Raw genomic sequence first — 25,665 nt, forward strand, 5'->3', positions numbered from 1 at the left:
GAAACAGCGCGGCGCTCCGGCCGAAACATCACCACAGCATTCTTCTCTCGACGACGCGCTGACCGGCGCGGCCAACAGGGAGGTTGCAGTGGAGGAAGTGGTGAACACCGGCGACGCGGCATGGATGCTGATATCGGCGTCCCTGGTGCTGTTGATGACGCCCGGTCTGGCGTTCTTCTACGGCGGCATGTCGCGCACCAAGGCCGTCCTGAACATGATGATGATGTCCTTCGGGGCAATGGCGGTCATCGCGGTGATCTACGTGCTGTGGGGCTGGTCGATGTCCTACGGCACCGAGGACATCGGGGGCATCTTCGCCAACCCGTTCCAGATGTTCGGTCTGCAGGGTGCCATCTACGACGACGCCGGTGAGTTCCTGCCCGGCCTCGGCGACTACCCGCAGATCATCGACATCGGCTTCCAGGTCACCTTCGCGGTCATCACCACCGCTCTCATCAGCGGTGCCCTCTCCGAACGCGTGAAGTTCGGCACCTGGCTGGCCTTCTCCGGAATCTGGGTCACCCTCGCGTACTTCCCCCTCGCCCACATGGTGTGGGGCGGCGGCCTGCTCTCCGGCTCCGCGGACGGCCTCGCCGCCAAGATCTTCGGCACCTCCGACGACGGAGAAGGCGGGCTCGTCGCGACCGTCGCGCCCATCGACTTCGCCGGCGGCACCGTCGTGCACATCAACGCCGGCATTGCCGCGCTCGTCCTGGCGCTGATCATCGGCAAGCGCGCGGGCTTCGGCCGCACCGCCTTCCGTCCGCACAACCTGCCGTTCGTCATGCTCGGTGCCGCCCTGCTGTGGTTCGGCTGGTTCGGCTTCAACGCCGGTTCCGCGTTCGCCGCCGACGGTGTGGCCGGCCTGGCCTGGGTCAACACCACCACCGCCGCGGCCGCCGCGATCCTCGGCTGGCTCCTCACCGAGCGCATCCGCGACGGCAAGGGCACCAGCCTCGGTGCCGCCTCGGGTGCCGTCGCCGGCCTCGTCGCCATCACTCCGGCCGCCGGTGCGCTCAGCCCTGTCGGTTCGATCGTGCTCGGCGCGATCGCCGGCGTCCTGTCCGCGCTGGCGGTCGGCCTGAAATACAAGTTCGGCTACGACGACTCGCTCGACGTCGTCGGCGTGCACCTCGTCGCGGGCCTGTGGGGCACCATCGCGATCGGGTTCCTCGGCACCGAGACGGGCCTGTTCTACGGCGGCGACTACAAGCAGCTCGTGATCCAGATCGTCATCGCAGTCTTCGCCCTGGTCTACACCGGCATCATCACCGCGATCGTCGCCTTCGCGCTCAAGCCGCTCGGCTGGCGGGTGTCGGAGGAGGAAGAGGCGCGCGGCATCGACGAGGCCGAGCATGCGGAGTCGGCATACGACTTCGCCGCCGCCCTCAAGTGATAAGAAGACATCAGGGCACTGGAGACTGGGAAGGGATGAGGATATGAAGCTGATCACGGCAATTGTCAAGCCGTTCACCCTCGAGGACGTCAAGGCAGGCCTCGAGCAGGCGGGTGTGCTTGGCATGACCGTCAGCGAGGTGCAGGGATACGGTCGCCAGAAGGGCCACACCGAGGTCTACCGCGGAGCCGAGTACTCCGTCGACTTCGTTCCCAAGGTCCGCGTCGAGGTCGTCGTCGACGACGCCGCCGTCGACAAGGTGGTCGAGACCATCGTCGAGGCCGCCCGCACCGGCAAGATCGGCGACGGCAAGGTGTGGGTCACCCCGGTCGAAACGGTCGTCCGAGTGCGCACCGGTGAACGAGGCGCCGATGCACTCTGACCCGAAGGGGTCCGGAACTCGCGGCCCTGGTCCCGCTGCCTCCGCGGCGGGATCGGGGCCGCCGGTGTCTCCGGGGCCGGCCGGAACCGGCACCGCCGCCACCGACCTCGCCCGGGCTCGTACCCAGTTGCTCGCCGGCGGCACCCGCAACCGCCGGCTCGACGCCCCCGCCCTCCGCCACGCCCTCGTCGATCTCCACGAGTTCTGGCTCGTCACCAAGGGAACCGAACTCGGAATCAAGCCCGACTGCGGCTTCGCCATCGTCGCCGTCGGCGGCCTCGGCCGCCGCGAGATGCTCCCCTACTCCGACCTGGATCTGGTCCTGCTGCACGACGACATGGACCCCGCTGTCGTGTCCCGGGTCGCCGACCGGCTCTGGTATCCGCTGTGGGACGCGCACATCAAGCTCGACCACAGCGTCCGGACCGTCCCGCAGGCCCTGCAGGTCGCCGCGTCCGACCTGACCGCCGCGCTCGGCCTGCTCGAAGCCCGGCACATCGCCGGCGACCTCGAACTGAGCAATCTGCTGATCGGCGGCGTGCGGCGGCAGTGGCGCACCGGCATCCGCAGCCGGTTCGACGAGCTCATCGCCCTGACCGAGGCCCGGTGGGAACGCAGCGGGCAGATCGCGCACCGGGCCGAACCCGACCTCAAGAGCGGCCGCGGCGGGCTGCGGGACGTGCAACTGCTCAACGCACTGTCCGTCGCGCAGCTCACCGACGGCATGCCCGGGCTCGGGCCCGACGTTCCCGGCGGCGGGCTCGCGGCCGCGCACCGCCGCCTGCTGGACGTGCGCACCGAGCTGCACCGCGTCGCCGGCCGGGCCCGCGACCAGCTGCGCGCCCAGGATGCCGACGAGATCGGCGCCGCCCTGCGCATCGGGGACCGGTTCGACCTGGCCCGCGTGCTGACCGAGGCGGCCCGGACCGTGAGCTACTCGGTGGAGGTCGGGGTACGCACGGCAGGAAACTCGCTGCCCCGCAAGGGCCTGTCCCGGCTGCGCCGCGTCCCCGTCCGGCGCCCGCTCGACGAGGGTGTGGTGGAACACGGCGGCGAAGTGACGCTGGCCCGCGACGCGCACCCGCGCAAGGACCCCGGCCTGATCACGCGGGTCGCCGCGGCCGCAGCGCAGCACGACCTGCCGATCTCCGCGTCCACCCTCGGCCGCCTGGCCGACAGCGCCCCCGAACTGCGGGAACCGTGGCCGCGCACCGCGCTGAACGACCTGCTCGTGCTGCTCGGCTCGGGAACCCGCGCGATCGACCCGATCGAGGCGCTCGACCGGACGGGACTGTGGGGCCGGCTGCTCCCCGAATGGGGGGCGGTGCGGGATCTGCCCCCGCGCGATGCCGTGCACACCTGGACGGTGGACCGGCACCTGGTGGAGACCGCGGTGTACGCCGGCGGGCTGACCACCCGCGTCGCACGCCCCGACCTGCTGGTGCTCGGGGCGTTGCTGCACGACATCGGCAAGGGTCGCGGCGGCGACCACAGCGTCGTCGGCGCGGAACTCGCCACCCAGATCGGCCGCCGGATGGGCCTGTGGCCGTCCGACGTCGCCGTGCTGTCCGCGCTGGTCCGCCACCATCTGCTGCTTCCGCACACCGCGACCCGCCGTGACCTCGACGACCCCGCCACGGTGGAGTCCGTCGTCGAGGCCATCGACGGCGACCCGGTGCTGCTCGAGCTGCTGCACGCCCTCGCCGAGGCGGACTCGCTCGCGACGGGCCCGGGGGTGTGGGGCGACTGGAAGGCGGCGCTCATCCGGGAGCTGGTCCGGCGCTGCCGGCTGGTGATGGCGGGGGAGGAGCTGCCGAGACCGGACCCGATCGACCCCCAGCTCGCCGAGCAGGCGGAACAGGGCGGCATCCACGTCGAGCTCCAACCCGGCGAGAACCCGCACGCCTACACGGTGACGGTGGTCGCGCCCGACGAGCCGGGCCTGCTGTCCGACGCCGCCGGGGTGCTGGCCCTGCACGGCCTGCGCGTGCTGTCCGCCTCGGTGGGCAGCCACGCCGGTAGTGCGGTCAACAGCTTCGCCGTCGCGCCGCTGTTCGGGGCCCCGCCGCCGGCGGGTCTGCTGCGGCAGGAACTCATCCGGGCCCGCGCCGGGGACCTCGACCTGCTCGCCACGCTCGACGCGAAGGAGCAGGCGGCGCGGGAGGCGCAGCTGCCCGAACGCCCGGAGCGGGCCGTGCCGGGCACCTACGCGCAGGCGCCGCCGCACCTGATCTGGATCGACGCCCCGGATCCGGGGCAGGCGATCCTCGAGCTGCGCGCCGAGGACCGGCTGGGCATGCTGTGCCGGCTCGCGGACGCGTTCGAACGGTGCGGCACCGACGTGCGCTGGGCCCGGGTTTCCACCCTCGGCCGCACCGTCGTGGACGCGTTCTGCATCGATCTGGGAGGTTCCGACACCCGGGAGAACCGGGAGCGGGTCGAGCGGGCGGTGCTCGCCGTGGTGCCCGCTCCGGAGCCGAAGAAACCCGAGGACAAGGGCTGAGGGCGGGGCGGCCGCTCGTGCACGTGCGAGAACTCGTGCCGCGAGCGGCTACCCTGGAGCGCAGAACTGTCCGCATCTTCGCCAGACCCAGGAGCGCATTCGGTGTTCGAATCCCTTTCCGACAGGTTGACCGGAGCCCTCAAGGACCTGCGCGGCAAGGGGCGCCTCTCCGACGCCGACATCGACGCGACCGCCCGGGAGATCCGCCTGGCGCTGCTCGAGGCCGACGTCGCCCTGCCCGTGGTGCGCTCGTTCATCGCCAAGATCAAGGAACGAGCCAAGGGCGCCGAGGTACACGGCGCGCTGAACCCCGCCCAGCAGGTCGTCAAGATCGTCAACGAGGAACTCGTCGGGATCCTCGGCGGCGAGACCCGGCGGCTGCAGTTCGCCAAGACCCCGCCCACGGTGATCATGCTCGCCGGTCTGCAGGGCTCCGGTAAGACCACCCTCGCCGGCAAGCTCGCCAAGTGGCTCAAGGACCAGGGCCACACCCCGCTGCTGGTCGCCTGTGACCTGCAGCGGCCCGGCGCGGTCACCCAGCTGCAGATCGTCGGTGAACGCGCCGGTGCGTCCGTGTTCGCCCCGCACCCCGGCACCTCCATCGGCGGCGGCGAGAACCCGCTCGGCATCACCGCCGCCGACCCGGTGAACGTCGCCCGCGACGGCGTCGCCGAGGCCCGCGCCAAGCACTACGACGTGGTCATCGTCGACACCGCCGGCCGCCTCGGCATCGACGAGGAGCTGATGGCCCAGGCCGCCGGCATCCGCGACGCCGTGCAGCCCGACGAGACGCTGTTCGTGCTCGACGCGATGATCGGCCAGGACGCCGTGAGCACCGCCGAGGCGTTCCGCGCCGGTGTCGGCTTCACCGGCGTGGTGCTCACCAAGCTCGACGGCGACGCCCGCGGCGGTGCCGCGCTCAGCGTCCGCGAGCTGACCGGTCAGCCGATCCTGTTCGCGTCGACCGGTGAGAAGCTCGAGGACTTCGACGTCTTCCACCCCGAGCGCATGGCCAGCCGCATCCTCGGCATGGGCGACGTGCTCACCCTCATCGAGCAGGCCGAGCAGGTCTTCGACGCCGAGCAGGCCGAGGCCACCGCCGCGAAGATCGGCTCCGGTGAACTCACCCTCGAGGACTTCCTCGAGCAGATGATGGCCGTGCGGAAGATGGGCCCGATCGCGAACCTGCTCGGCATGCTGCCGGGTGCGGGACAGATGAAGGACGCCCTCGCGAACGTCGACGAGAAGCAGCTCGACCGGATCCAGGCGATCATCCGCGGCATGACGCCGGCGGAACGCGCCAACCCGAAGATCATCAACGCCTCCCGGCGGCTGCGCATCGCCAACGGCTCCGGCGTCAAGGTCTCCGACGTCAACCAGCTCGTCGACCGGTTCTTCGAAGCCCGCAAGATGATGGCCGCGATGGCCGGGCGCATGGGCATGCCCGGGTCCCGCAAGCCGCAGCGCGCGAAGAAGGGCAAGAAGGGCAAGAAGGGCGGCCGCGGGCCGACCCCGCCGAAGATCAAGGGCGGATTCCCCGGTGGCATGCCCGCCGGCATGCCCGGCATGGGCGGGATGCCCGCCGGGTTCCCGGACCTGTCGAAGATGCCGAAGGGCCTCGACGAGCTGCCGCCCGGTCTCGAGAACTTCGACCTCTCGCAGCTGAAGTTGCCGAAGAAGTAGTCCGCCGTGGCGTTCACCCTGCGCGGACGGTCCCTGCCGGACGGCGAACCGATCGAGCTGTGGATCGGCGACGACGGCACGTTCGCCGCCGAGCCGATCCCCGGGGCCGAGCTGCTCACCGCCGACGGCTGGATCCTGCCCGGTCTCGTCGACGCCCACTGCCACGTCGGGATCCGCTTCGGCGGCGGCGCGGAGGACGCGGACGGGCTGATCGCGCAGGCCGTCACCGAGCGCGACGCCGGGGTGCTGCTGCTGCGCGACGCGGGATCCCCGGTCGACACCCGGCACCTCGACGAGCGGGCCGACCTGCCGCGGATCGTGCGCGCGGGACGGCACATCGCCGCCCCCAAGCGCTACATCCGCGGGCTGCCCGTCGACCTCGAAGACGAATCGCAGCTGCCGGACGAGGTGGTTCGCCAGGCCCGCGCGGGGGACGGCTGGGTCAAGCTCATCGGCGACTGGATCGACCGCGGCACCGGCGATCTCGCGCCGCTGTGGTCGGACGGGATCCTCGTCGAGGCGATCGCCGCGGCCCACCGCGCGGGAGCGCGCGTGACCGCCCATGTGTTCGGGGAGGACGCGCTGCCCGGCCTGCTCGCCGCCGGCATCGACTGCCTCGAACACGGCACCGGGCTGACGGACGACACGATCGCCACCATGGCCGCGCAGGGCACGGTCCTCGTGCCGACCCTGGTCAACATCGAGAACTTTCCCGAGATCGCCGACTCGGCCACCCGGTTCCCGGTCTACGCGGCGCACATGCGGGACCTGCACGCCCGTGTCGCGGACACCGTCGGCGCCGCCCACGACGCCGGGATCCCGATCTACGCCGGCACCGATGCCGGCGGCTCGGTGCGGCACGGTCGCATCGCCGACGAGGTCGCCGCCCTCGGCAAGGTGGGGCTGACCCCGACCGAGGCGCTCGGCGCCGCCAGCTGGACGGCCCGGGCCTGGCTGGGGCATCCGAGCCTCGAGCCGGGCGCCCCCGCCGACCTGACGGTGTACGAGCTGGATCCGCGGACCGGGCCGGACGTGCTGGCCCGGCCGGGCCTGGTGATGCTCCGGGGTGCCGTCGTCACCCGCCGCGCCGCCTTCGCATGACCGTCCCCGAGCCACCCGACCCGGAGACCGCTGCGGCCCCGCCCCGGCCCGCGCCCTCGCCCCCCGCGCACCGGTGGGGCCTCCCGGCCGCGCTGGTGGTGCTGGCCGTGAACCTCGCCGGCTTCACGCTGGGACCGGTCCTGGCCGGGGAGGGCTTCGTCGCCGAGACATACGTGCTCGCCATCATGGCCCCCACCCTGCTCGCGGGGGCGGCGGCCGTGGCGTTCAGCGTGTGGCGTGGCTGCGGACCCGTCGCCGACTTCGGACTGCCGCGGTCGTGGCCCGAGTTCCGCAACCAGCTCGGAATCGGTCTGCTCGGCGGGGGAATCGCGCTGCTCGGCGCGCTGATCCTGGCAGCGATCCTCGTCGTCGCCCTCGGCATCGACGCCGCCGATTCCCCGCTCACCGCCCTGGTCGGGTTGCCCACGGTGTGGAAACTGCTGCTCGTGGCCTGGGTGTGGTTCGGCGCCCCGCTCGGCGAGGAGCTGATGTTCCGCGGCATGCTCTGGGGGGCGCTCGAACGCCGGCCCGAGCGATGGTGGGGACGCCCGATCGGCGTCCTGACGATCACCACCGTCGTGTTCGCCATGTGGCATCAGGAGTGGTGGCGGCTGCCGGTTCTGTTGTGGGGCGGAGCGGCGATGGGGTTCGCGCGGCTGCGCGGCGGGTCGGTGTTCTCCTCCTGGGTGGCGCACTCGCTCAACAACACCCTGCCCGCGCTGAGCCTGCTGTTTCTGCTCTGACCTCCCGTTTTCGTCCCGGCGAGCGGATCTGGCAGAATGGATCGCTGTCGTCGCATCCGGTTACGTACCGCGCGGCGGTCACAGGATAGAGGCAAAACCGGGCGTGCCAGAAGGGCACGTCGTCCGAATTGCACGTGACAGGCGTATTTCGCATGCGCTGAAGGAGATTCACAGCAGTGGCTGTCAAGATCAAGCTCACCCGTCTCGGCAAGATCCGCAACCCGCAGTACCGCATCGTGGTTGCCGACTCGCGCACCCGCCGCAACGGCCGCGCCATCGAGACCATCGGCAAGTACCACCCGAAGGAAGAGCCCTCGCTGATCGAGATCGACTCGGAGCGGGCCCAGTACTGGCTCGGCGTCGGTGCGCAGCCGACCGAGCCGGTCGAGAACCTCCTCAAGATCACCGGCGACTGGCAGAAGTACAAGGGTCTCCCCGGCACCGAGGGCACCCTGCGCAAGGCCGAGCCGAAGCCGTCCAAGCTCGAGCTGTTCCAGGCCGCCCTCGCTCAGGCCGAGAACGCGCCGGCTGCCGAGGCCGTCACGCCCAAGAAGAAGAAGGCCGCCAAGGAAGACACCGCGGAGGAGTCCTCCGTGTCCACCGAGGCTGCCGAGTAATGAGCACCGTTGTCGCCGATGCCGTCGAGCATCTCGTCCGTGGGATCGTCGCCAACCCCGACGACGTGCGCGTCGAGCTGATCACGGGCCGTCGGGGGCGCACCGTCGAGGTGCACGTGCACCCCGACGATCTCGGCAAGGTCATCGGCCGCGGCGGCCGCACCGCGACCGCCCTGCGGACCCTCGTCTCCGGCATCGGGGGCCGTGGGATCCGCGTCGACGTCGTCGACACCGACCAGTAGGCGCGCCGCGGTGGAGCTCGTGGTGGGCCGTGTCGCCAAGTCGCACGGCATCAAGGGTGAGGTGGTCGTCGAGGTTCGCACCGACGAACCCGAGGAGCGCTTCGCCGTCGGCGCCGTGCTGCACGGCCGCAAGCCCCGCGAGCAGACCCTGCAGACGTACACGGTGGAAGCCGCCCGGGAACACTCCGGGCGGCTTCTGCTGCGCCTGCGGGGGATCGCCGACCGCAGCGCCGCCGACGCCCTGCGCGGCACCCTGTTCCTCGTCGACAGCGCCGACCTGCCGCCGTCCGACGACCCGGACGAGTTCTACGACCACGAGCTCGAGGGCCTGGCCGTACGCATCGTCGCGGGCCGGCCCGACGCCGGCACCGAGATCGGTACCGTTCGCGAGGTGCTGCACACCGCCGCCGGCGAACTGCTCGCCGTCCGCCCGGCCGGCGACGAACGGCGCGAACTGCTGATCCCGTTCGTCACCGCGATCGTGCCGACGGTGTCGCTCGCGGGCGGCGTCATCGAGATCGACCCGCCGGAGGGTCTGCTCGACCCCGACTTCGGCTCGGAGACATGACCTCCCGTGCGATTCGACGTCGTCACCATCTTCCCCGAATACCTCGAGCCGCTGCGCGTCGCGCTGCTCGGCAAGGCCATCGACAAGGGCCTCGTCTCCGTCGGGATCCACAACCTGCGGGACTGGACCCACGACGTGCACAAGGCCGTCGACGACTCCCCGTACGGCGGGGGACCGGGCATGGTCATGAAGCCCACGGTGTGGGGGCCCGCCCTCGACGACGTGCTCGCCGGCCCCGACGGCGAACCCGACCCCGACGTGCTGCTCGTCGTCCCCACCCCGGCCGGCGTGCCGTTCGACCAGGCCACCGCGCAGCGCTGGGCCGGCGAGAAGCGCATCGTGTTCGCCTGCGGCCGCTACGAGGGCATCGACCAGCGCGTCTTCGACGACGCCGCCCGCCGGGTCCGGGTCGAAGAGGTCAGCATCGGCGACTACGTCCTCATCGGCGGCGAGGTCGCCGTCCTCGTCATGACCGAGGCCGTCGTGCGACTGCTGCCCGGCGTTCTCGGCAATCAGCAGTCCCACCAGGAGGACTCCTTCTCCGACGGCCTCCTCGAGGGCCCCAGCTACACCCGCCCCGTCAGCTGGCGCGGCCTCGAGGTGCCGCCGGTGCTGCTGTCCGGGGACCACGCCAAGGTCGCCGCATGGCGTCGGGAGCGGGCGCTCGAGCGCACCCGCGAACGCCGACCCGACCTGCTCGCCGACTGACCGGTCACGGTCAGTGCGCGCCGGCGCCGCCGAACACCGTGCGGACCACCTCGGTGACCGTGTCCCGCGCGTGCTGCGCACTCGCATCCCCGGTCACGTCGAACAGCGCCGTGTCCGGCAGATCGGCCCACCGGTCGTCGCCGTCGTCGTAATGCACGAGCTCGCGGGCGAGCACCACCAGCACATACCGCTCGTCCTCGCCGACGAACCCCGTGGACAGGTGGATCCAGCGCCCGTCGAGGCAGCACATCCAGCCCTGCTTCACGCCGAGTCCCGTCGTGTCGACCAGCCCGTCCGGCAACCCGAAATGCTGGTCGTACCCGTCGGCGCCGACCGGAGCGGCGGCCCGCAGGTGCCCGACGATCGTCGCGCGGCCCCACTCGTCCAGCCCGCCCGTGCCGTCGAGCAGGTCCGCGTACCAGGTGAGCAGGTCCGACGCGGTGGTGACGGTGTTCCACCACAGCCCGTCCGCGGGCGCGACGGTGCCGGTGAACGCGTGCCGTGCGGCGGTGCGCTCGACGATCTCCGAGTCGCCGTGCCGGAACCACAGGTCGTTCGCCGCCGAGTCGTCCGAAGACTCGAGCATCGCGGTGATCCGGTCGTAGTCACTGCCGCCGAGCGGCAACTCGCCGGTCGCCGCCCGGTACAGCAGGTCGTCGGCGATGAACAGCTTGGCCACCGACGCGGTCTCGATCGGCGCGTCGACGCCCCCGACGACTCGGCGCCCGGTCCGACGATCGAGCGCGGCGATCGTCACGTCGGCGCCGCGTCCGGCGGCGGTCGCCGCCGCGGCCGTCATCCGGTCGGGCAGCGAACCGAACGGTTCCAGCGGGCCCGGGGACTCGACGGCGGCGGACGGCAGGGCGACCGGCGACACGACCGGCTCCGGGCCGCACGCACCCACCGTCGCCGCCGTCAGCAACGACAGCGCCAGCACCGCCCAGCGGCCGCCGCGCACCCGGGACATTCCCACGCTCCTGTAGTCGATTGTCCGGCGAGCTCGCCCCACCGTCCACCTCGGAGACGGGCGCGCCCACGCGCGTCACCGAGGGCGGAGGAAGGATAACGGTAGGGTCGACCGCTGTGACGACCGCTCTCAAGACCGTGAATCAACGCATCGCCGAGGAACTCGACGTCCGGGAAGGTCAGGTCGCCGCGGCGGTCGACCTGCTCGACGGCGGCGCAACGGTGCCGTTCATCGCGCGCTACCGCAAGGAGGTCACCGGCGCGCTCGACGACGCCCAGCTCCGGCAGCTCGAGGAACGCCTGCGATACCTGCGTGAGCTCGACGAGCGCCGCACCGCGGTGCTCGAATCCATCGAGTCGCAGGGCAAGCTCGACGACGAGCTGCGCACGCAGATCCTCCTCGCCGACACCAAGGCCCGGCTCGAGGACATCTACCTGCCGTTCAAGCCGAAGCGGCGCACCAAGGCGCAGATCGCGCGGGAGGCCGGCCACGAGCCCGTCGCCGACGCCCTGATCGGCGACCCCACCACCGATCCCGCGCAGTACAGCGCCGAACAGCTCGACGGCGCCCGCGCCATCCTCGTCGAACGCTTCGCCGAGGACGCCGACCTCGTCGGCGAACTGCGTGACGCGATGTGGACCCGCGGACAGCTGAAGTCCACCGTGCGTCCCGGCAAGGAAACCGAGGGCGCCAAGTTCGCCGACTACTTCGACTTCTCCGAGCCCTTCACCGACCTGCCCTCGCACCGCATCCTCGCGGTGCTGCGCGGCGAGAAGGAGGAGGTACTCAGCCTGTCGCTCGAGCCGGACACCGAGGAACCCGAGCCCGGGCAGCGCACCTACTTCGAAGGCCGCATAGCCGCCCGCTTCGGCATCGCCGACGAGGGCCGGCCCGCCGACAAGTGGCTCCTCGACACCGTCCGCTGGGCGTGGCGCACCAAGCTGCTGGTCTCCCTGGCCCTCGACACCCGTATGCGGCTGCGGCAGTCCGCCGAGAAGGACGCCGTCGACGTGTTCGCCGCCAACCTGCGCGACCTGCTGCTCGCCGCCCCCGCCGGCACCCGGCCGACGATGGGACTCGACCCCGGCTTCCGCACCGGCACCAAGGTCGCCGTCGTCGACGCCACCGGTAAGGTTGTCGCGCACGACACGATCTACCCGCACCAGCCGCACAACAAGTGGGACCAGGCCCTGGCCACCCTCGCGCGGCTCGTCGCGCAGCACGGGGTGGAACTGATCGCGATCGGGAACGGCACCGCCTCCCGCGAAACCGATGCCCTCGCCACCGAGCTGATCGCCAAGTCCGGTGCCACGAATCTCACCAAGATCGTGGTGTCCGAGGCCGGCGCGTCCGTGTACTCGGCGTCGGCGTACGCGTCGAAGGAATTGCCGGATCTCGACGTGTCGATCCGCGGTGCGGTGTCCATCGCCCGGCGCCTGCAGGACCCGCTCGCCGAGCTCGTCAAGATCGATCCCAAGTCCATCGGCGTCGGCCAGTACCAGCACGACGTGTCCGAGACGATGCTCGCCCGCTCCCTCGGCGCGGTCGTCGAGGACGCGGTGAACGCCGTCGGCGTGGACGTCAACACCGCCTCGGTGCCGTTGCTCGCCCGGGTGTCGGGCATCGCCTCGTCCCTCGCGGAGAGCATCGTCGCCCATCGAGACCAGCACGGCCCGTTCCGCACCCGCAAGGCCCTCACGGACGTGCCGCGCCTCGGTCCGAAGGCGTTCGAGCAGTGCGCCGGCTTCCTGCGGATTCCCAACGGCGACGACCCGCTCGACACCTCGAGCGTGCACCCCGAGGCGTACCCGGTGGTGCGGCGCATCGTCGAACGGAACGGCGGCGACGTGCGCGAGCTCATCGGCAACACCGCGGTGCTGCGCCGGCTGCGGCCGGCGGAGTTCGTCGACGACCGCTTCGGCCTGCCCACCGTCACCGACATCATCGCCGAGCTCGAGAAGCCGGGCCGCGACCCGCGCCCGGAGTTCAAGACCGCGACGTTCGCCGCCGGCGTGGAGAAGGTCGCCGACCTGAAGCCCGGCATGGTGCTCGAGGGTGTGGTCACCAACGTCGCGGCGTTCGGCGCGTTCGTCGACGTCGGGGTGCATCAGGACGGCCTCGTGCACGTGTCCGCGATGTCCCGCAGCTTCGTCCAGGACCCGCACGACGTCGTCAAGTCCGGCGAGGTGGTCAAGGTCAAGGTGCTCGACGTGGACGTGCCCCGGCAGCGGATCAGCCTGACGCTGCGCCTCGACGACGAGATCCCCGCCCCCGGTGCCCCCGCCGGCGGTGCCGACCCGGGCGGTCCGCAGGACCGCGGCGGGCGCCGGCCCGGCGGCCAGCGGCAGGGTGGGAAGCGGCAGGGCGGACAGCGGCAGGGGCAGGGCGGCCGCCGCGGCGACCGTCGCCAGGACGCCGCGCCCGCCGCCGGATCGATGGCGGACGCGCTGCGGCGTGCCGGATTCGGCAAGTAGATGCGCCCCGGGCCGCGCCGACTACCGGCGCGGCCCGGTTCCTGACATCCTCGGGAGCATGCAGCCCACGGTGACGACCGGCCGCGCGCCGAAGGACCCGCTCCGCCTCGTCGACGGCGTTCCGAGGGCGATTGCGCGGTGACTGCGGTGACCGAGTGGCTGCAGCGCGAGATCATCGAGCGCGGGCGGCTGCCGCTGCTGTTCTTCCTGCTCGGATTCCTCCTCGCGTTCCTCTTCATCCGATTCAGCGTCCGCATGATCCGCGCCCAGGTGCGCTGGTGGCCCGGCAATGTCACCCCCGGCGGGCACCACGTGCACCACGTGGTGTTCGGCGTGGTCACCATGGTGATCGCGGGCGGGTCCCTGATCGCGGTCTACGAGGACGGCACGCAGACCACCGGAGCGGCCCTGGCCACGCTCTTCGGCATCGGGACCGCGCTCGTGCTCGACGAGTTCGCCCTGATCTTCTATCTCAACGACGTGTACTGGGAGCAGGAGGGACGCGTCTCGGTGGATGCGGTCTTCGTCGCGATCGCCGTCACCGGCCTGGTGTTGCTCGGCCTGCAGCCCCTCGAGTTCGCCGACGTCACCAACTTCCGGGAGGACCCGTCGTGGGTCACCCGCACGCTGATCGCCCTCTCCGCGCTCGCAAATCTCGCCCTCGCGGCGGTCGTGCTGGCCAAGGGCAAGATCTGGACGGGCCTGATCGGCCTGTTCGTCTTCCCGCTCCTGGTGATCGGCGCGGTGCGCCTGTCGCGGCCCGGCGCCCCCTGGGCGCGGTGGCGCTACAGCGGCAAGGTCCGCAAGATGCGCCGCGCGATCGAACGCGAGAGGCGCTATCGGCGCCCGGTGATCCGGGCGAAGATCTTCGTGCAGGACCTCGTCGCGGGCAAACCGACGATGGACACCGTGCACGGGGCCGTCGAGCACTCCCGCGTCGCCGCCGAAGCCGAACTGGCCCGCACGGTGCACGCCGCGCCCCCGCCGATTTCCGCCACCCCGGCACCGTCTGGCACAATTGACGGGTTGCCCGGCTCGGGCACGCATACCTGACCTGGGCACGAACCAGTCGAGCACCGCCTTCCGGCGGATGCCGCTCGGTTCCTCTGCTCATGCGAACAAGCGAGGATGACAACCGATGAACACCCTGGACTTCCTGGACGCCAAGTCCCTGCGCGACGACATTCCGGACTTCCGTGCCGGCGACACCCTGAACGTGCACGTGAAGGTCATCGAGGGCTCCAAGGAGCGCGTGCAGGTCTTCAAGGGCGTCGTGATCCGTCGCCAGAACGGTGGCATCCGCGAGACCTTCACCGTGCGCAAGGTGTCGTTCGGCGTCGGCGTCGAGCGGACCTTCCCGGTGCACAGCCCCAACCTCGCCAAGATCGAGGTCGTCACCCGCGGTGACGTGCGTCGCGCCAAGCTGTACTACCTGCGCGAGCTGCGGGGCAAGGCCGCCAAGATCAAGGAAAAGCGCTGACCTCGTCGCGCTGACCGCCAGGCCCCGAGTAGCCCGGTCCGGATTCGTTCCGGGCCGGGCTACTCTGATTCGGTGGCAGATTCATCGCGAGACCCGGCCGTGCCGGAGATGCAGCAGCGCAGCACCGACGACACGCCCGAACGCGATCGGAAACAGGACAAGAAGGAGAAGTCGTTCCTGCGGGAACTGCCCGTCCTGATCCTCGTCGCACTCGTGCTGAGCTTCCTGCTCCAGACCTTCGTCGCGCGGGTCTACCTCATCCCCTCGGAGTCGATGGAACCCACGCTGCACGGCTGCCCCGGCTGCACCGGCGACCGGATCGTCGTCGAGAAGATCGGCTATCGCTTCGGCGACCCCCGGCCCGGCGACGTCGTGGTCTTCCGTGGCCCCGACTCCTGGTCCACCGGCTACGTCTCCACCCGCTCCGACAACGTCGTGATCCGCGGCGTGCAGGAGGTCGGATCCCTCGTCGGACTCGTCCCGCCCGACGAGAACGACCTCGTCAAGCGTGTGATCGCCGTCGGCGGGCAGACCGTCGAATGCTGCGACGACCAGGGCCGCGTCCTCGTCGACGGCAAGCCCCTCGACGAGCCGTACATCGAGATGGACTTCCCGTTCACACCCGGCGTGGTCACCTGCGAGACCGAGGTGCGCTCGGGCCGGTGCTTCGGGCCGGTCACCGTGCCGGACGGTCACCTCTGGGTCATGGGCGACAACCGCTCGAACTCCGCGGACTCCCGTTACCACGTCGCCGACGAGAACCAGGGCACCATCCCGATCGACAACGTGATCGGCAAGGCCCGGTTCATCGTCCTGCCGCCGTCGCGGTGGGGCACCATCGATTCCCCGGAGATCCAGCAACCGTGACGTCGTGGCCGCCGCGTGCCGTGATCCGCAGGTCCGCGGGCCTGCGCACCATGGAGTCGACGCTCGTGCGGTGCGGGCTCGGGCCGGTCGCGGGTGTCGACGAGGCCGGCCGCGGCGCCTGCGCCGGGCCGCTGGTCGTCGCCGCCTGCATCCTCGATCCCAAACCGCACCCGTCGCTCGCGCGCCTCGACGACTCCAAGAGGCTCACCGAGAAGACCCGCGAGGAGTTGTTCCCGATCATCCGCCGTCGCGCGGTGGCGTGGAGCGTGGTGATCGTGCCGGCGGCCGAGATCGACGTCATCGGCGTGCACGTGGCCAACATCGAGGGCATGCGCCGCGCGGTGATGCGGCTGTCCGTCGCGCCCGGGTACGTCCTCACCGACGGCTTCCGCGTGCCCGGCCTGCCGGCGCCGTCGTTGCCGGTCATCGGCGGCGACGCCGCGGCGGCCTGCATCGCGGCGGCGAGCGTGCTCGCCAAGGTCACCCGGGACCGGATCATGGTCGACCTCGACGGCGAACTGCCCGGCTACGGCTTCGCCGTCCACAAGGGCTACAGCACCCCCGCGCACATGGCGGCATTGCGGGACCTCGGCCCCAGCCGGGAGCATCGGCTGCGGTACGCCAACGTTGCCGCCCTCCTCGGCGACGACGCCGGCCCCGGCCGATTCGGCTCCGACGAGGCGGATGCGGGATGATGGATCAACACACCAGAACGGGAGGACACCGAGACCGATGAGTGCCGAGGATCTCGAGAAGTACGAAACCGAGATGGAGCTCTCGCTGTACCGGGAGTACCGGGACATCGTCGGTCAGTTCGCGTACGTCGTGGAGACCGAGCGACGGTTCTATCTCGCCAATGCGGTCGAGCTGCTGCCGCACAACTCCGGCGGCGAGGTGTACTTCGAAGTGCGCATGTCCGATGCGTGGGTGTGGGACATGTACCGCCCCGCCCGCTTCGTCAAGCACGTCCGGGTCATCACCTTCAAGGACGTCAACATCGAAGAGCTCGACAAGCCGGACCTGCGCCTGCCCGACAAGCTGGGGTAGCACCCCTACGACCTCCCGTACGTGGCCGAATGTCACATTCCTTCGATCTGATCGAAGCGGTGTGACATTCGGCCACGTGCCGTTCCGGGCCTCCTCCGCGTCGGCCGAAGTTGTCCACACCCGGCGAGTTCATCCACAGATTTCGTGATCCGGCCCGGTGCGGACCGCGGAGGACCTTCGCGTGGCGCACAGTGGTCGCCACACAGGGAGGGACGGGGATGGGACGCAATCAGCAGGTGGGGGCGCTGGGGGAGGACCTGGCGGCCGAGTTTCTCGAGTCGGCGGGCATGGTGGTGCTCGCGCGGAACTGGCGCAGCCGGTACGGGGAACTCGATCTGATCGCCGAGGACGGCGACACGGTGGTGTTCGTGGAGGTCAAGACCCGCACCGGCCTTGGATACGGCACGCCCGCCGAGGCGGTGACCGCGGTGAAGGCGGACCGGATCCGCCGACTGGCCGCGCTGTGGTTGTCCGGCCGGCAGCAACGGTGGCGGCGGGTGCGGGTCGACGTGGTCACGGTGCTGCTCCCACAGCGGGGCGAACCCTTGATCACCCACCGGCGGCAGGTGCTGTGATGGCGCTGGGGAAGGCGTACTCGGTGGCCGTCACGGGGGTGGACGGGCAGGTCGTGGAAGTCGAGGCCGACATCGGCCGCGGCCTGCCGGGAGTGAAGATGGTGGGCCTGCCCGACACCGCGCTGCAGGAGTCCCGGGATCGGGTGCGCGCGGCGGTGACGAATTCCGGTGGTGAATGGCCGGATTCGCGCGTGGTGCTGGCCCTGTCGCCGGCGACGCTGCCGAAGGTGGGCAGCGTGTACGACCTCGCCCTCGCGTGTGCGGTGCTCAACGCCGCCAAGTCGATTCCGCCCGAGGGTGTTTCGCGGACGGTTCTGCTCGGAGAGCTGGCGCTCGACGGCCGGGTGCGATCGGTGCGCGGGGTACTGCCGGCGGTGCTGTCCGCCAAACGCGCCGGGTGGGAGCGGGTGGTGGTCCCGGCCTCCACGATGTCCGAGGCCGGGCTGGTCGACGGCATCGACATCTACGGGGCGGACACCCTCACCGAGGTGGTGCTGTGGCTGCGCGGAGACGGCCCCCTCGAGCGGCCCGGTCCCCGGCCGGTGGGGGAGCGGCCGGGGCGGGCGGACATGAGCGAGGTGGTCGGTCAGCACGAGGCGCGACGGGCCATCGAGATCGCCGCCGCCGGCGCGCACCACCTGATGCTCACCGGCCCACCCGGAATCGGGAAGACGATGCTCGCCCAGCGGCTTCCCGGCGTGCTGCCGGCGCTGACGGAGGAACAGGCGCTCGAGGTGACCGCGATCCACTCCGTCGCCGGAACCCTGTCGGCGGACCGGCCGCTCGTCACCGACCCGCCGTTCATCGCTCCACACCACACCGCCTCGGTCAGCTCGCTCGTCGGTGGGGGCAGCGGCATGGCCAAACCCGGCGCGGTCAGCCGTGCACACCGGGGCGTGCTGTTCCTCGACGAGGTCGCCGAGATGGGCACCAAGGCGCTCGAGGCGCTGCGGACCCCGCTCGAGGACGGCGAGGTGCGGATCGCCCGCCGCGACGGCGTCGCGCGCTATCCGGCGCGGTTCCAGCTGATCCTCGCCGCCAATCCGTGCCCGTGTGCCCCGCCGCGCGACGCCGACTGCGTGTGCCCGCCCACCGCCCGACGTCGCTACCTGGGCAGGCTGTCGGGTCCGCTGCTGGACCGAGTGGACCTGCGGGTCCGGATGGAGACGGTGGCCACCGGCGCCCTCATGGGGGAGGCGGGGGAGAGCACCGAGGACGTCCGCGCCCGAGTGGCCCGCGCCCGGGCCGCGGCGGCCGAGCGGTGGGGGGTCCACGGCTGGAGCACCAACGCCGAGGTGCCCGGCCCTGCACTCCGGCAGAAGTTCCGCCTGCCCGCCGCTGCGCTCAAGCCGGTCGAATGGGCGCTGCGGAAGGGCGCGATCACCGCCCGCGGTGCCGATCGGGCGTTGCGCGTCGCCTGGACGTTGGCGGACCTGGCCGAACTGGACGCACCGGGTGAGGTGCAGGTGGCGGCGGCGCTGGATTTCCGGGATCGGGGGACGGCGTGAGCGCGGCGGAGCCGCGCCGGCTGGCGTGGGCGTACCTGTCGACGGTCGCCCAGGGTGCGTCGCGGATGCTGAATGCTGCGATCGAGGCGGACGGCCCGGAGGCGGTCGCCGCGGCCGTGCGCGACGGCTCGATCGGCGGCGCGTTACGCCGTCGCACCGTCGCACGTGCCCATCTCGACTCGGCGGCGCAGGATCTCGAGCTCGTCGCGCGGCTGGGTGGACGGTTGGTGACGCCGGACGACGCGGAGTGGCCGGCGTGGCAGTTGCTGGCGTTCGACGGCCTCGACGGCGCGGACACCGATGCGGCGCCGGTGGCGCTGTGGGTGGTGGGTCGGCGGCGGATCGACGAGCTGGTCGAGCGGTCCGTCGCCGTGGTCGGCACGCGTGCGGCGAGCGGCTACGGGGAGAACGTGACCGCGGAGATCGCCGGGGACCTGGCGATGGACGGGTGGGCGGTGCTGTCGGGGGCGGCTTTCGGGGTCGATGCCGCGGCGCATCGGGCGGCGCTGGGGGTCGGCGGCGCGACGATGGCGGTGCTCGCGTGCGGGGTGGACCGGGCGTATCCGGCGGCGCACACCGGGTTGCTGCGGCAGATCGCCGAGCACGGGGCGGTGGTCAGCGAGTATCCGCCCGGGACGGTGCCGGCGCGGTTCCGGTTCCTGGCCCGCAATCGGCTGGTCGCCGCGCTCGGCGGAGGTGTGCTGGTGGTGGAGGCGGGATGGCGCAGCGGGGCGCGGAACACGGCGGCGTGGGGGCGGCGGCTGGGGCGTCCGGTGCTGGCGGTGCCGGGGCCTGTGACGTCGGCGGCGTCGCAGGGCTGTCATCGAATGATCCGGGAGCAGGAGGCGCGGCTGGTGGGCACCGCGCGCGAAGTCGTCGAGGAGATCGGCCCGATGGGCGTGAGCGACGACGGCGACGGGCGGTGGGCGCGTGCGCTCGACGGGCTCTCGGGCGACATGGCGTCCGTGTACGAGGCCCTGCCGGCGGTGGGGGCGGTGTCGGTGCAGCAGCTGTCGGAGGCGTCGGGGCTGCTCGTGGAGCGGGTGCGGGCGGCGTTGCCGCTGCTCGAGCTGGAGGGACACGTGCAGCGGGAGGGGGCCGGCTGGGCGCGCAGCGTGTGACGGTCAGGACTGCTCGTGCCCGCGCAGCTCCTCGGCCTTGGACAGGATCGGCTTGTAGTACCTGTCGCCGAGTACCTTCGTCACCTGGGCCGCGAGCTCGGTCTCTCCGGTCTGGAGCAGGACGTACTCGAGTTCGGCCAGCTGTGCGCCGATCGTTTCGCGCCGGCGGTCGGTGTCCTCGAGGGCGCCGACCAGGCTGGTCAGGTACTGCGACGTGACGGTGTTCATCGTTTCTCGCATACCGCAACGATGGCGGAATTCCGTCGTGATTTCGGCGGATCGGGCGATCCCGGTGGTGCCACGGCGAGGCGGTGCTGTGGCTGCGGCCGGACCGCACGCGTAGGCTGCCATGGTTAGGTAAGCCTGAGCAAATATGGAGGTGGGCGTGGCCCCGAAGACCCCGCGATCGACGACCCTGACAGTGACGGGCAGCGAACGCCTGACCCCGCACCTGGTGCGGGTCCACTTCGGCGGTCCCGGATTCGACGAGTTCGAACCCGGCCCGTACACCGACTCGTACGTCAAACTCGAACTGGAGGCGGGCGGCGGGACGGTCCTGCGCACCTACACGGTGCGAGCAGTGAACCCGCGGTCCAGGCAGATCGCGATCGACTTCGTCGTCCACGGCGATCACGGTGTCGCCGGACCCTGGGCGGCATCCGTCCGGCCGGGGCAGACCGTCGTGGTCCGCGGGCCGGGCGGCGCCTACCGGCCCGATCCGGAGGCCGACTGGCACCTGCTCGCCGGTGACGACACCGCGATACCGGCCGTCGCTGCGGCGCTCGAGGCGCTGGCGCCGGACGCAGTGGGCCGGGTGTTCCTCGAGGTCACCGACGCCGCCGACGCGATCGACCTCGCGGCGCCCCCCGGCGTCGAGGTCACCTGGCTGCACCGCGGCTCCGGTGCCGGGGCCGTCGGGCCGGACCTCTCCGGCGCGAACGCGCCGCTCGTCGCCGCGGTGACCGGCGCCGAGTGGCTTCCGGGAGATCCGCACGTGTTCATCCACGGCGAGGCGGAGACCGTCATGCACCACCTGCGGCCGTACATCCGCAAGACCCGCGGGGTTCCGGCGGCACGCGCGTCGATCTCCGGGTACTGGCGGCGCGGCCGCAGCGAGGAGGGCTTCCGGGAGTGGAAGCGCGAACTCGCGACGGTCGAGGCGCGGTGACGGTGCTCAGGCGCGCTCGCGGGTGAGGGTGAGCAGCGCGGTCATGGAGAGCGCGGCCGAGATCGCTATCGCCAGCGCCATCGGCAGCGCGGTGTCCTCCCCGCCGAGCCCGACCAGCGGCGACACCAGGGCGGCCAGGCCGAACTGGGACGCGCCCATGACCGCGGAACCGGTGCCCGCGGCCTTCGGTACCTGCCCCTGCGCCAGCGCCGTCGCGTTGCCCATGACGAAGCCCAGGCTGGAGACGACGAGGAACAGCAGCGGCAGCACCAACCAGCGGTTCGTGTCGGCCACCAGGACGGCGAGCACCAGCAGCACCCCGGCGGTCAGCATCTGGGTCACGCCGTAGCGCAACAGGTCCCGCACCTCGAAGCGGCCGATGAGCCGGGTGTTGACGATGTTGCCTGCGACGAGGCCCACCGAGTTGGCGGCGAAGATCAGGGAGAACTGTCCCGGCGTCATGCCCAGGACCTCCTGGACCACGAACGGTGACGCGGAGATGTACGAGAACATCGCGCCGAAGCCGAGCGCGAACGTCGCGGCATAGCCCACGAACCGTCGGTTGCCGATCACCGTGCCGAAGTTGCGGGCGAGCATCGCCAGGCCCCCGCTGTGGCGTCGCTCGGGCGGCAGGGTCTCCGGGACGACCGTGAGCACCGCGACGATCATCAGCACGGCCAGGCCCGTCAGGACCCAGAAGATGCCGCGCCAGCCGATGGGCCCCAGGAGGACGCCGCCCAGCAGGGGCGCGACGATCGGTGCCACACCGCCGATGATCATCATGACGCTGAACAGGCGGGCGGCCTCGTTGCCGCGGGCGCGGTCCGCGATCACCGCGCGCGCCAGCACGATTCCTGTGCCGCCGCTGAAGCCCTGGATCAACCGGGCCGCGATGAGCACCTCCACCGTCGGTGCCGTCGCGCACAGGGCGCTGCTCAGGGCCAGGACGACGGTGCCCGCCAGCAGCAGGCGGCGCCGGCCCCACCCGTCGGAGAGCGGGCCCACGATCAGCTGCCCGACACCCAGGCCGGCCATGAACGTGGTGAGAGTGAGCTGGATACCGACCGTGCTGGTGCCGAGGCTCTCCGACATGACCGGCAGTCCGGGCAGATACATGTCGGTGGCCAGAGGCGCGGTGGCGGAGAGCAATGCCAGTCCGAACAGCATCGGCAACGGAATCGTTTTACTCACGAACTAACCTTAGTGTGCCCTCGGTCGGCGTGTTCGGTTGCGTGGGCGGTGCCCACGGCGCACGGTGACGGCCATGGACACCGCGCTGCCGCCGCCCCTCGCCGTGCACCTCGAGGAGTTCGTCGAGCACCTCGACCTGCAGGGCGGCCGGTCGGCCCACACGATCCGCGCGTACACCACCGACATCCGCACCCTCCTCGCTCACCTCGAGGCCGGCCACCCGGATGCGCGGATCGCCGACCTCACTCTCGAGGTGCTCCGCTCCTGGCTCGCCGGCCAGGTGACGAGTGGCGCCGCCCGCACGACCCTGGCGCGGCGCACCTCGTCCGCCCGCACCTTCTGCGCGTGGCTGGCTCGCACGGGCCGGCTCGACCACGATCCCGCGGCGCGGCTGGCATCGGCCCGCACCCATCGCACTCTCCCGCCGGTACTGCGTGCCGACCAGGCCTGTGAGGTGATGACCGCTGCGGAAGCCGGTGCGCGCGAGATGGAGCCGGTGGCACTGCGGGATCGGCTCGTGCTGGAACTGCTGTATGCGACGGGTATCCGGGTCGGTGAGCTGTGCGGACTCGACGTCGACGACGTCGACACCGAGCGCAGGGCGCTGCGCGTGGTCGGCAAGGGCAACAGGGAACGGACCGTGCCGTACGGGGCGCCCGCGGCCGCCGCGCTCGACGCGTGGCTGCGCACCGGGCGGCCCGCCCTCGCGCGCCCGGATTCGGGGCCCGCCCTGCTGCTCGGCAAACGCGGCGGTCGGCTGGGCCCGCGCCAGGTCCGTACCGTGGTCCACGAGACCGTGGCCGCCGTCCCCGGCGCGCCGGATCTCGCGCCGCACGGGCTGCGGCACAGCGCCGCAACACACCTGCTCGAGGGGGGCGCCGACCTGCGGGTGGTGCAGGAGCTGCTGGGGCACTCGAGCCTGGCGACGACCCAGCTCTACACCCATGTCTCGGTAGCACGGCTGCGTGCGGCACACGAACAGGCGCATCCGCGGGCGTGACCTGTACGCGGCGACGGCCGCGGTGCGGTTTGGTACGGTCGCCGCCGCATCTGCTGTGCAATCCGGGGGGATCAGTGGCATACGACGAGTCGACGCACGCTCTGCCGGCCTGGCTTCGGGACGAGCCGGCGCCCGACCCGGCGCCGACCGGTCGCCGGGGCAGGCGACGGGGGAGTGACCGGACGGTCGGGGGGCCCGTCGAGGCCGAGCCGCCCGTGCAGCCGCCGGCGGCTGCCGAGCCCGTTCGCCTCCCGGCTCCGGTGCCGTCGATTCCGTTCGGCATGCCACCACGACGCCGTCCCGACTCCGTGCCCGAATCGCCGGTCGTCGAACCCGCGATTCCCGAGGCGGCGACGACCGAGCCGGCGACGACCGATCCGGCGGCGACGGAACCGGTGGTCGCCGAACCACTGGTAGCCGAAGCCGCGGTCACCGGGCCGGTAGCCGCCGAGGGTCCGGAAGAGGCCGTGCCGCCGAGTGATCCGGCGGGGCGTCGCCCCGCCGAGCCCGTGCCGGCTTCGCCGGAGTCCGGCTCGGAACCCGACGAGGTGCCCCCGCGGATGTCGGAAGATGATGCGGGGCAGCCTTGTTCGACAATATCCGCGTCGTCCCGAGGGGTCTCGTCGGAGCTCGACGCGTCGGAGCCGCGGCCGTCGAACCTGGACCTGACCTCCGGTGCGCTCGTCCGGCGGTCCCGTCGCACCCCGGTGACCGGCTGGCGGCGCGGCATGCATCGGCTCACCGGGGGAATCCTCGCGCCCGGCGAATCGGCCGACGAGGCACACAGGCGCGAGCTCGTCGACCGGGTCCGGCAGCCGATCAGCGGCGACTACCGGATCGCCGTGCTCTCCCTCAAGGGCGGTGTCGGAAAGACGACGACCACCGTCGGGCTCGGCGCCACGTTCGCCTCGTTGCGGGGCGACTGCGTGATCGCGGTGGACGCGAATCCCGACTTCGGCACGCTCGCACAGCGGGTGCCGCAGCAGACCGAGTCCACGGTGCGCGACCTGCTCGCCGCGGCCCCGCGGATCTCCCGCTACTCCGATGTCCGCGCGCACACTTCCCAGGCACCGAGCCGCCTCGAGGTGCTTGCGAGTGAACGCGACCCGGCCGTGTCGGAGGCGTTCAGCGAGGACGACTACCGCCGGGTCGTGGACATCCTGCGGGTGTACTACAACGTCGTCCTCACCGATTGCGGCACGGGCATCATGCATTCGGCCATGCGTGGTGTGCTCGCCCTCGCCCACGCCCTTGTGCTGGTCGCGTCCCCGGCGATCGACGGCGCCCGGAGCGCCGCGGCGACCCTCGACTGGCTGCAGCACCACGGGTTCGGGGCGCTCGTCGAACGCACCGTCGTGGTGATCAGCGCCGCCCGGCCCGGGGCCACCAACATCGACATGGAGGCTGTGACGGGCCACTTCCTCGCGCGGTGCCGGGCCGTGCAGGTGGTGCCGTTCGACGAGCACCTCGCCGAGGGGGCTGAGATCGACCTCGGCCTGCTCCGCCCGGCCACCCGACGGGCCTTCCTCGAGCTCGCCGCCATGGTCGCCGACGACTTCGCGACGGTGTCGGGGCGTCACGCCGCCGGCCGTCGCGCGTAGCGGAACCGCGGCCTACGGGAAACCGGCTGGAGACGGATCACCGACCGCACGAGCGGCAGGGGGTCGAGGTAGTCGTCGCGGTCCCGGCGCAGACCCCAGTGCAGGCAGGCCGGGGCGCGGCAGCCCTCGTGGCCCGGTTCGAGGGTGCCGAGCGGATCACCCCGTTCCACGCGCCGGCCGGCCGTCACCGTCGCGGTCACCGGCTCGTAGGTGGTGCGCAGCCCGCCGGCGTGCGCCACCGAGACGACGGGTTTGCCGGCGACGGTCCCGGCGAACACCACCACCCCGGCGCCGGCGGCGAGCACCGGCTGACCGGGCCGGCCGGTGAGGTCGGCGCCGCGGTGTCCGGGAAGCCAGTCGTGCTCGGGACCGTCGAAGGGGCGGGCCACGGTCGGCCGTGGATGCAGCGGCCAGCCGAACTCGCGCGGGGCGGCCGCGGCGGGAACCGAACCCGCGAGCGCGGTGAGCGCGGTCAGGACGGCGATCCCGGCGATCTTCATCCGCCCAGCGTGCCGGGCGGCGCCGGCGTGCGACAGGGCCTCGTCGACATTGTGGACAACCACCCGATCCATCCACAGATCGGCCGAACCGGCCTGCTGATCAGGCAGTTGTGGTTCCCGCGGGGCAAGGCCGTACACTGTTCGAGCGGTCTGTGTTCGCAGATCGACTTCGCGCGTCCGCGCGCTGATCGCCGCCCGGTGTGCCGGGCGCCATCGGAAAATG

At 71.8% G+C, this 25,665-nt stretch carries 26 protein-coding genes; 22 read left to right on the top strand and 4 right to left on the bottom strand.

Going from position 1 to position 25,665, the window contains the following annotated elements; translation table 11 throughout:
* Positions 1–88: 88 nt before the first annotated feature.
* The 10 genes from HFP48_RS11900 to trmD all read left to right on the top strand — a co-directional run bounded on the left by HFP48_RS11900 (position 89) and on the right by trmD (position 9,943).
* The gene (locus HFP48_RS11900) at positions 89–1,396 is read left to right on the top strand and encodes an ammonium transporter (protein WP_029543203.1); all 1,308 of its coding nucleotides are present in this window, start codon (positions 89–91) and stop codon (positions 1,394–1,396) included.
* Positions 1,397–1,439: 43 nt separating this feature from the next.
* On the top strand, positions 1,440–1,778 hold the full coding sequence (locus HFP48_RS11905) for a P-II family nitrogen regulator (protein ID WP_168579549.1): 339 nt from the start codon (positions 1,440–1,442) through the stop codon (positions 1,776–1,778).
* Positions 1,768–4,281 carry a [protein-PII] uridylyltransferase gene (locus HFP48_RS11910; protein WP_168579550.1) on the top strand — a complete coding sequence of 838 codons (2,514 nt, stop codon included), beginning with the start codon at positions 1,768–1,770 and terminating at the stop codon, positions 4,279–4,281. Before HFP48_RS11905 ends, HFP48_RS11910 begins: the two co-directional genes overlap by 11 nt.
* 102 nt (positions 4,282–4,383) lie before the next feature.
* The gene (gene ffh, locus HFP48_RS11915) at positions 4,384–5,964 is read left to right on the top strand and encodes a signal recognition particle protein (RefSeq protein ID WP_006933683.1); all 1,581 of its coding nucleotides are present in this window, start codon (positions 4,384–4,386) and stop codon (positions 5,962–5,964) included.
* A gap of 6 nt (positions 5,965–5,970) precedes the next feature.
* Complete coding sequence (locus tag HFP48_RS11920) at positions 5,971–7,065, top strand: amidohydrolase family protein (protein WP_006933685.1); 1,095 nt, start codon at positions 5,971–5,973, stop codon at positions 7,063–7,065.
* Entirely contained in the window at positions 7,062–7,808 is a 747-nt protein-coding gene (locus HFP48_RS11925) for a type II CAAX endopeptidase family protein (protein WP_006933689.1), read from the top strand. Before HFP48_RS11920 ends, HFP48_RS11925 begins: the two co-directional genes overlap by 4 nt.
* A gap of 176 nt (positions 7,809–7,984) precedes the next feature.
* Complete coding sequence (rpsP, locus tag HFP48_RS11930) at positions 7,985–8,425, top strand: 30S ribosomal protein S16 (protein WP_006933690.1); 441 nt, start codon at positions 7,985–7,987, stop codon at positions 8,423–8,425.
* The gene (locus HFP48_RS11935) at positions 8,425–8,667 is read left to right on the top strand and encodes an RNA-binding protein (RefSeq protein WP_006933693.1); all 243 of its coding nucleotides are present in this window, start codon (positions 8,425–8,427) and stop codon (positions 8,665–8,667) included. Before rpsP ends, HFP48_RS11935 begins: the two co-directional genes overlap by 1 nt.
* Before the next feature lie 10 nt (positions 8,668–8,677).
* Positions 8,678–9,235, top strand: coding sequence for a ribosome maturation factor RimM (gene rimM, locus HFP48_RS11940; RefSeq protein WP_029543205.1), 558 nt, complete (start codon positions 8,678–8,680; stop codon positions 9,233–9,235).
* Positions 9,236–9,241: 6 nt separating this feature from the next.
* Complete coding sequence (gene trmD / locus HFP48_RS11945; RefSeq protein WP_006933695.1) at positions 9,242–9,943, top strand: tRNA (guanosine(37)-N1)-methyltransferase TrmD; 702 nt, start codon at positions 9,242–9,244, stop codon at positions 9,941–9,943.
* A 10-nt stretch (positions 9,944–9,953) separates the two neighbouring features.
* On the opposite strand, the gene HFP48_RS11950 is transcribed toward trmD, so the two are convergent.
* The gene (locus HFP48_RS11950) at positions 9,954–10,910 is read right to left on the bottom strand and encodes a hypothetical protein (RefSeq protein WP_006933696.1); all 957 of its coding nucleotides are present in this window, start codon (positions 10,908–10,910) and stop codon (positions 9,954–9,956) included.
* Positions 10,911–11,026: 116 nt separating this feature from the next.
* Between HFP48_RS11950 and HFP48_RS11955 the strand changes: the two genes are divergently transcribed.
* From HFP48_RS11955 to dprA, 9 genes are all read left to right on the top strand, one after another.
* Entirely contained in the window at positions 11,027–13,384 is a 2,358-nt protein-coding gene (locus HFP48_RS11955) for a Tex family protein (RefSeq protein ID WP_006931083.1), read from the top strand.
* Between the two features lie 147 nt (positions 13,385–13,531).
* A complete protein-coding gene (locus tag HFP48_RS11960; protein ID WP_029543207.1) occupies positions 13,532–14,437 on the top strand; it encodes a hypothetical protein in 906 nt (301 codons plus the stop codon).
* A gap of 85 nt (positions 14,438–14,522) precedes the next feature.
* Positions 14,523–14,864 carry a 50S ribosomal protein L19 gene (gene rplS, locus HFP48_RS11965; RefSeq protein ID WP_003939017.1) on the top strand — a complete coding sequence of 114 codons (342 nt, stop codon included), beginning with the start codon at positions 14,523–14,525 and terminating at the stop codon, positions 14,862–14,864.
* 108 nt (positions 14,865–14,972) lie between these two features.
* On the top strand, positions 14,973–15,731 hold the full coding sequence (lepB, locus tag HFP48_RS11970) for a signal peptidase I (RefSeq protein WP_044476372.1): 759 nt from the start codon (positions 14,973–14,975) through the stop codon (positions 15,729–15,731).
* Positions 15,728–16,426, top strand: coding sequence for a ribonuclease HII (locus HFP48_RS11975; RefSeq protein ID WP_006944319.1), 699 nt, complete (start codon positions 15,728–15,730; stop codon positions 16,424–16,426). Before lepB ends, HFP48_RS11975 begins: the two co-directional genes overlap by 4 nt.
* Positions 16,427–16,463: 37 nt before the next feature.
* Positions 16,464–16,778, top strand: coding sequence for a DUF2469 domain-containing protein (locus tag HFP48_RS11980; protein WP_003939014.1), 315 nt, complete (start codon positions 16,464–16,466; stop codon positions 16,776–16,778).
* A gap of 218 nt (positions 16,779–16,996) precedes the next feature.
* Positions 16,997–17,353 carry a YraN family protein gene (locus tag HFP48_RS11985; protein WP_006937458.1) on the top strand — a complete coding sequence of 119 codons (357 nt, stop codon included), beginning with the start codon at positions 16,997–16,999 and terminating at the stop codon, positions 17,351–17,353.
* Complete coding sequence (locus HFP48_RS11990) at positions 17,353–18,861, top strand: YifB family Mg chelatase-like AAA ATPase (protein WP_006937457.1); 1,509 nt, start codon at positions 17,353–17,355, stop codon at positions 18,859–18,861. The genes HFP48_RS11985 and HFP48_RS11990 overlap by 1 nt, the downstream gene beginning before the upstream one ends.
* Positions 18,858–19,982 (top strand): DNA-processing protein DprA, encoded by a 1,125-nt coding sequence (gene dprA, locus HFP48_RS11995; protein WP_006937456.1) that lies wholly within the window; start codon positions 18,858–18,860, stop codon positions 19,980–19,982. The genes HFP48_RS11990 and dprA overlap by 4 nt, the downstream gene beginning before the upstream one ends.
* A gap of 3 nt (positions 19,983–19,985) precedes the next feature.
* Here the strand turns inward: dprA and HFP48_RS12000 are convergent, their stop codons facing one another.
* Positions 19,986–20,222 carry a hypothetical protein gene (locus HFP48_RS12000; RefSeq protein WP_231385896.1) on the bottom strand — a complete coding sequence of 79 codons (237 nt, stop codon included), beginning with the start codon at positions 20,220–20,222 and terminating at the stop codon, positions 19,986–19,988.
* Between the two features lie 133 nt (positions 20,223–20,355).
* Between HFP48_RS12000 and HFP48_RS12005 the strand changes: the two genes are divergently transcribed.
* Entirely contained in the window at positions 20,356–21,150 is a 795-nt protein-coding gene (locus tag HFP48_RS12005; RefSeq protein ID WP_037200801.1) for a siderophore-interacting protein, read from the top strand.
* Between the two features lie 6 nt (positions 21,151–21,156).
* Here HFP48_RS12005 and HFP48_RS12010 read toward each other — a convergent pair whose 3' ends face one another.
* Positions 21,157–22,317, bottom strand: coding sequence for a multidrug effflux MFS transporter (locus HFP48_RS12010; protein ID WP_029543234.1), 1,161 nt, complete (start codon positions 22,315–22,317; stop codon positions 21,157–21,159).
* A gap of 97 nt (positions 22,318–22,414) precedes the next feature.
* Here HFP48_RS12010 and HFP48_RS12015 point away from each other — a divergent pair, with 97 nt between their 5' ends.
* Positions 22,415–23,341, top strand: a complete 927-nt coding sequence (locus HFP48_RS12015; protein WP_006937450.1) for a tyrosine recombinase XerC — start codon at positions 22,415–22,417, stop codon at positions 23,339–23,341.
* Positions 23,342–23,556: 215 nt separating this feature from the next.
* On the top strand, positions 23,557–24,942 hold the full coding sequence (locus tag HFP48_RS12020) for a MinD/ParA family protein (protein WP_168579551.1): 1,386 nt from the start codon (positions 23,557–23,559) through the stop codon (positions 24,940–24,942).
* On the opposite strand, the gene HFP48_RS12025 is transcribed toward HFP48_RS12020, so the two are convergent.
* Positions 24,918–25,442: a M23 family metallopeptidase gene (locus HFP48_RS12025; RefSeq protein WP_168580563.1), complete on the bottom strand. Its 525-nt coding sequence runs from the start codon at positions 25,440–25,442 to the stop codon at positions 24,918–24,920. The two genes, HFP48_RS12020 and HFP48_RS12025, sit on opposite strands and share 25 nt — an antisense overlap.
* Between the last annotated feature and the right edge of the window lie 223 nt (positions 25,443–25,665).

The organism is Rhodococcus sp. DMU1 (assembly GCF_012272955.1).
Lineage (GTDB): Bacteria > Actinomycetota > Actinomycetes > Mycobacteriales > Mycobacteriaceae > Rhodococcus > Rhodococcus aetherivorans.

Bases quoted from the DNA above. Each gene is read 5' to 3' on its own strand.
- HFP48_RS12015 (WP_006937450.1), top strand. From the start codon at position 22,415: ATGGACACCGCGCTGCCGCCGCCCCTCGCCGTGCACCTCGAGGAGTTC.
- HFP48_RS11910 (WP_168579550.1), top strand. From the start codon at position 1,768: ATGCACTCTGACCCGAAGGGGTCCGGAACTCGCGGCCCTGGTCCCGCT.
- HFP48_RS12000 (WP_231385896.1), bottom strand. From the start codon at position 20,222: ATGCGAGAAACGATGAACACCGTCACGTCGCAGTACCTGACCAGCCTG.
- HFP48_RS11905 (WP_168579549.1), top strand. From the start codon at position 1,440: ATGAAGCTGATCACGGCAATTGTCAAGCCGTTCACCCTCGAGGACGTC.
- HFP48_RS12005 (WP_037200801.1), top strand. From the start codon at position 20,356: ATGGAGGTGGGCGTGGCCCCGAAGACCCCGCGATCGACGACCCTGACA.
- HFP48_RS11990 (WP_006937457.1), top strand. From the start codon at position 17,353: ATGGCGCTGGGGAAGGCGTACTCGGTGGCCGTCACGGGGGTGGACGGG.
- lepB (WP_044476372.1), top strand. From the start codon at position 14,973: ATGCAGCAGCGCAGCACCGACGACACGCCCGAACGCGATCGGAAACAG.
- HFP48_RS11935 (WP_006933693.1), top strand. From the start codon at position 8,425: ATGAGCACCGTTGTCGCCGATGCCGTCGAGCATCTCGTCCGTGGGATC.
- HFP48_RS11925 (WP_006933689.1), top strand. From the start codon at position 7,062: ATGACCGTCCCCGAGCCACCCGACCCGGAGACCGCTGCGGCCCCGCCC.
- HFP48_RS12025 (WP_168580563.1), bottom strand. From the start codon at position 25,442: ATGAAGATCGCCGGGATCGCCGTCCTGACCGCGCTCACCGCGCTCGCG.
- rplS (WP_003939017.1), top strand. From the start codon at position 14,523: ATGAACACCCTGGACTTCCTGGACGCCAAGTCCCTGCGCGACGACATT.
- HFP48_RS11980 (WP_003939014.1), top strand. From the start codon at position 16,464: ATGAGTGCCGAGGATCTCGAGAAGTACGAAACCGAGATGGAGCTCTCG.
- HFP48_RS11950 (WP_006933696.1), bottom strand. From the start codon at position 10,910: ATGTCCCGGGTGCGCGGCGGCCGCTGGGCGGTGCTGGCGCTGTCGTTG.
- HFP48_RS12010 (WP_029543234.1), bottom strand. From the start codon at position 22,317: ATGCTGTTCGGACTGGCATTGCTCTCCGCCACCGCGCCTCTGGCCACC.
- HFP48_RS11985 (WP_006937458.1), top strand. From the start codon at position 16,997: ATGGGACGCAATCAGCAGGTGGGGGCGCTGGGGGAGGACCTGGCGGCC.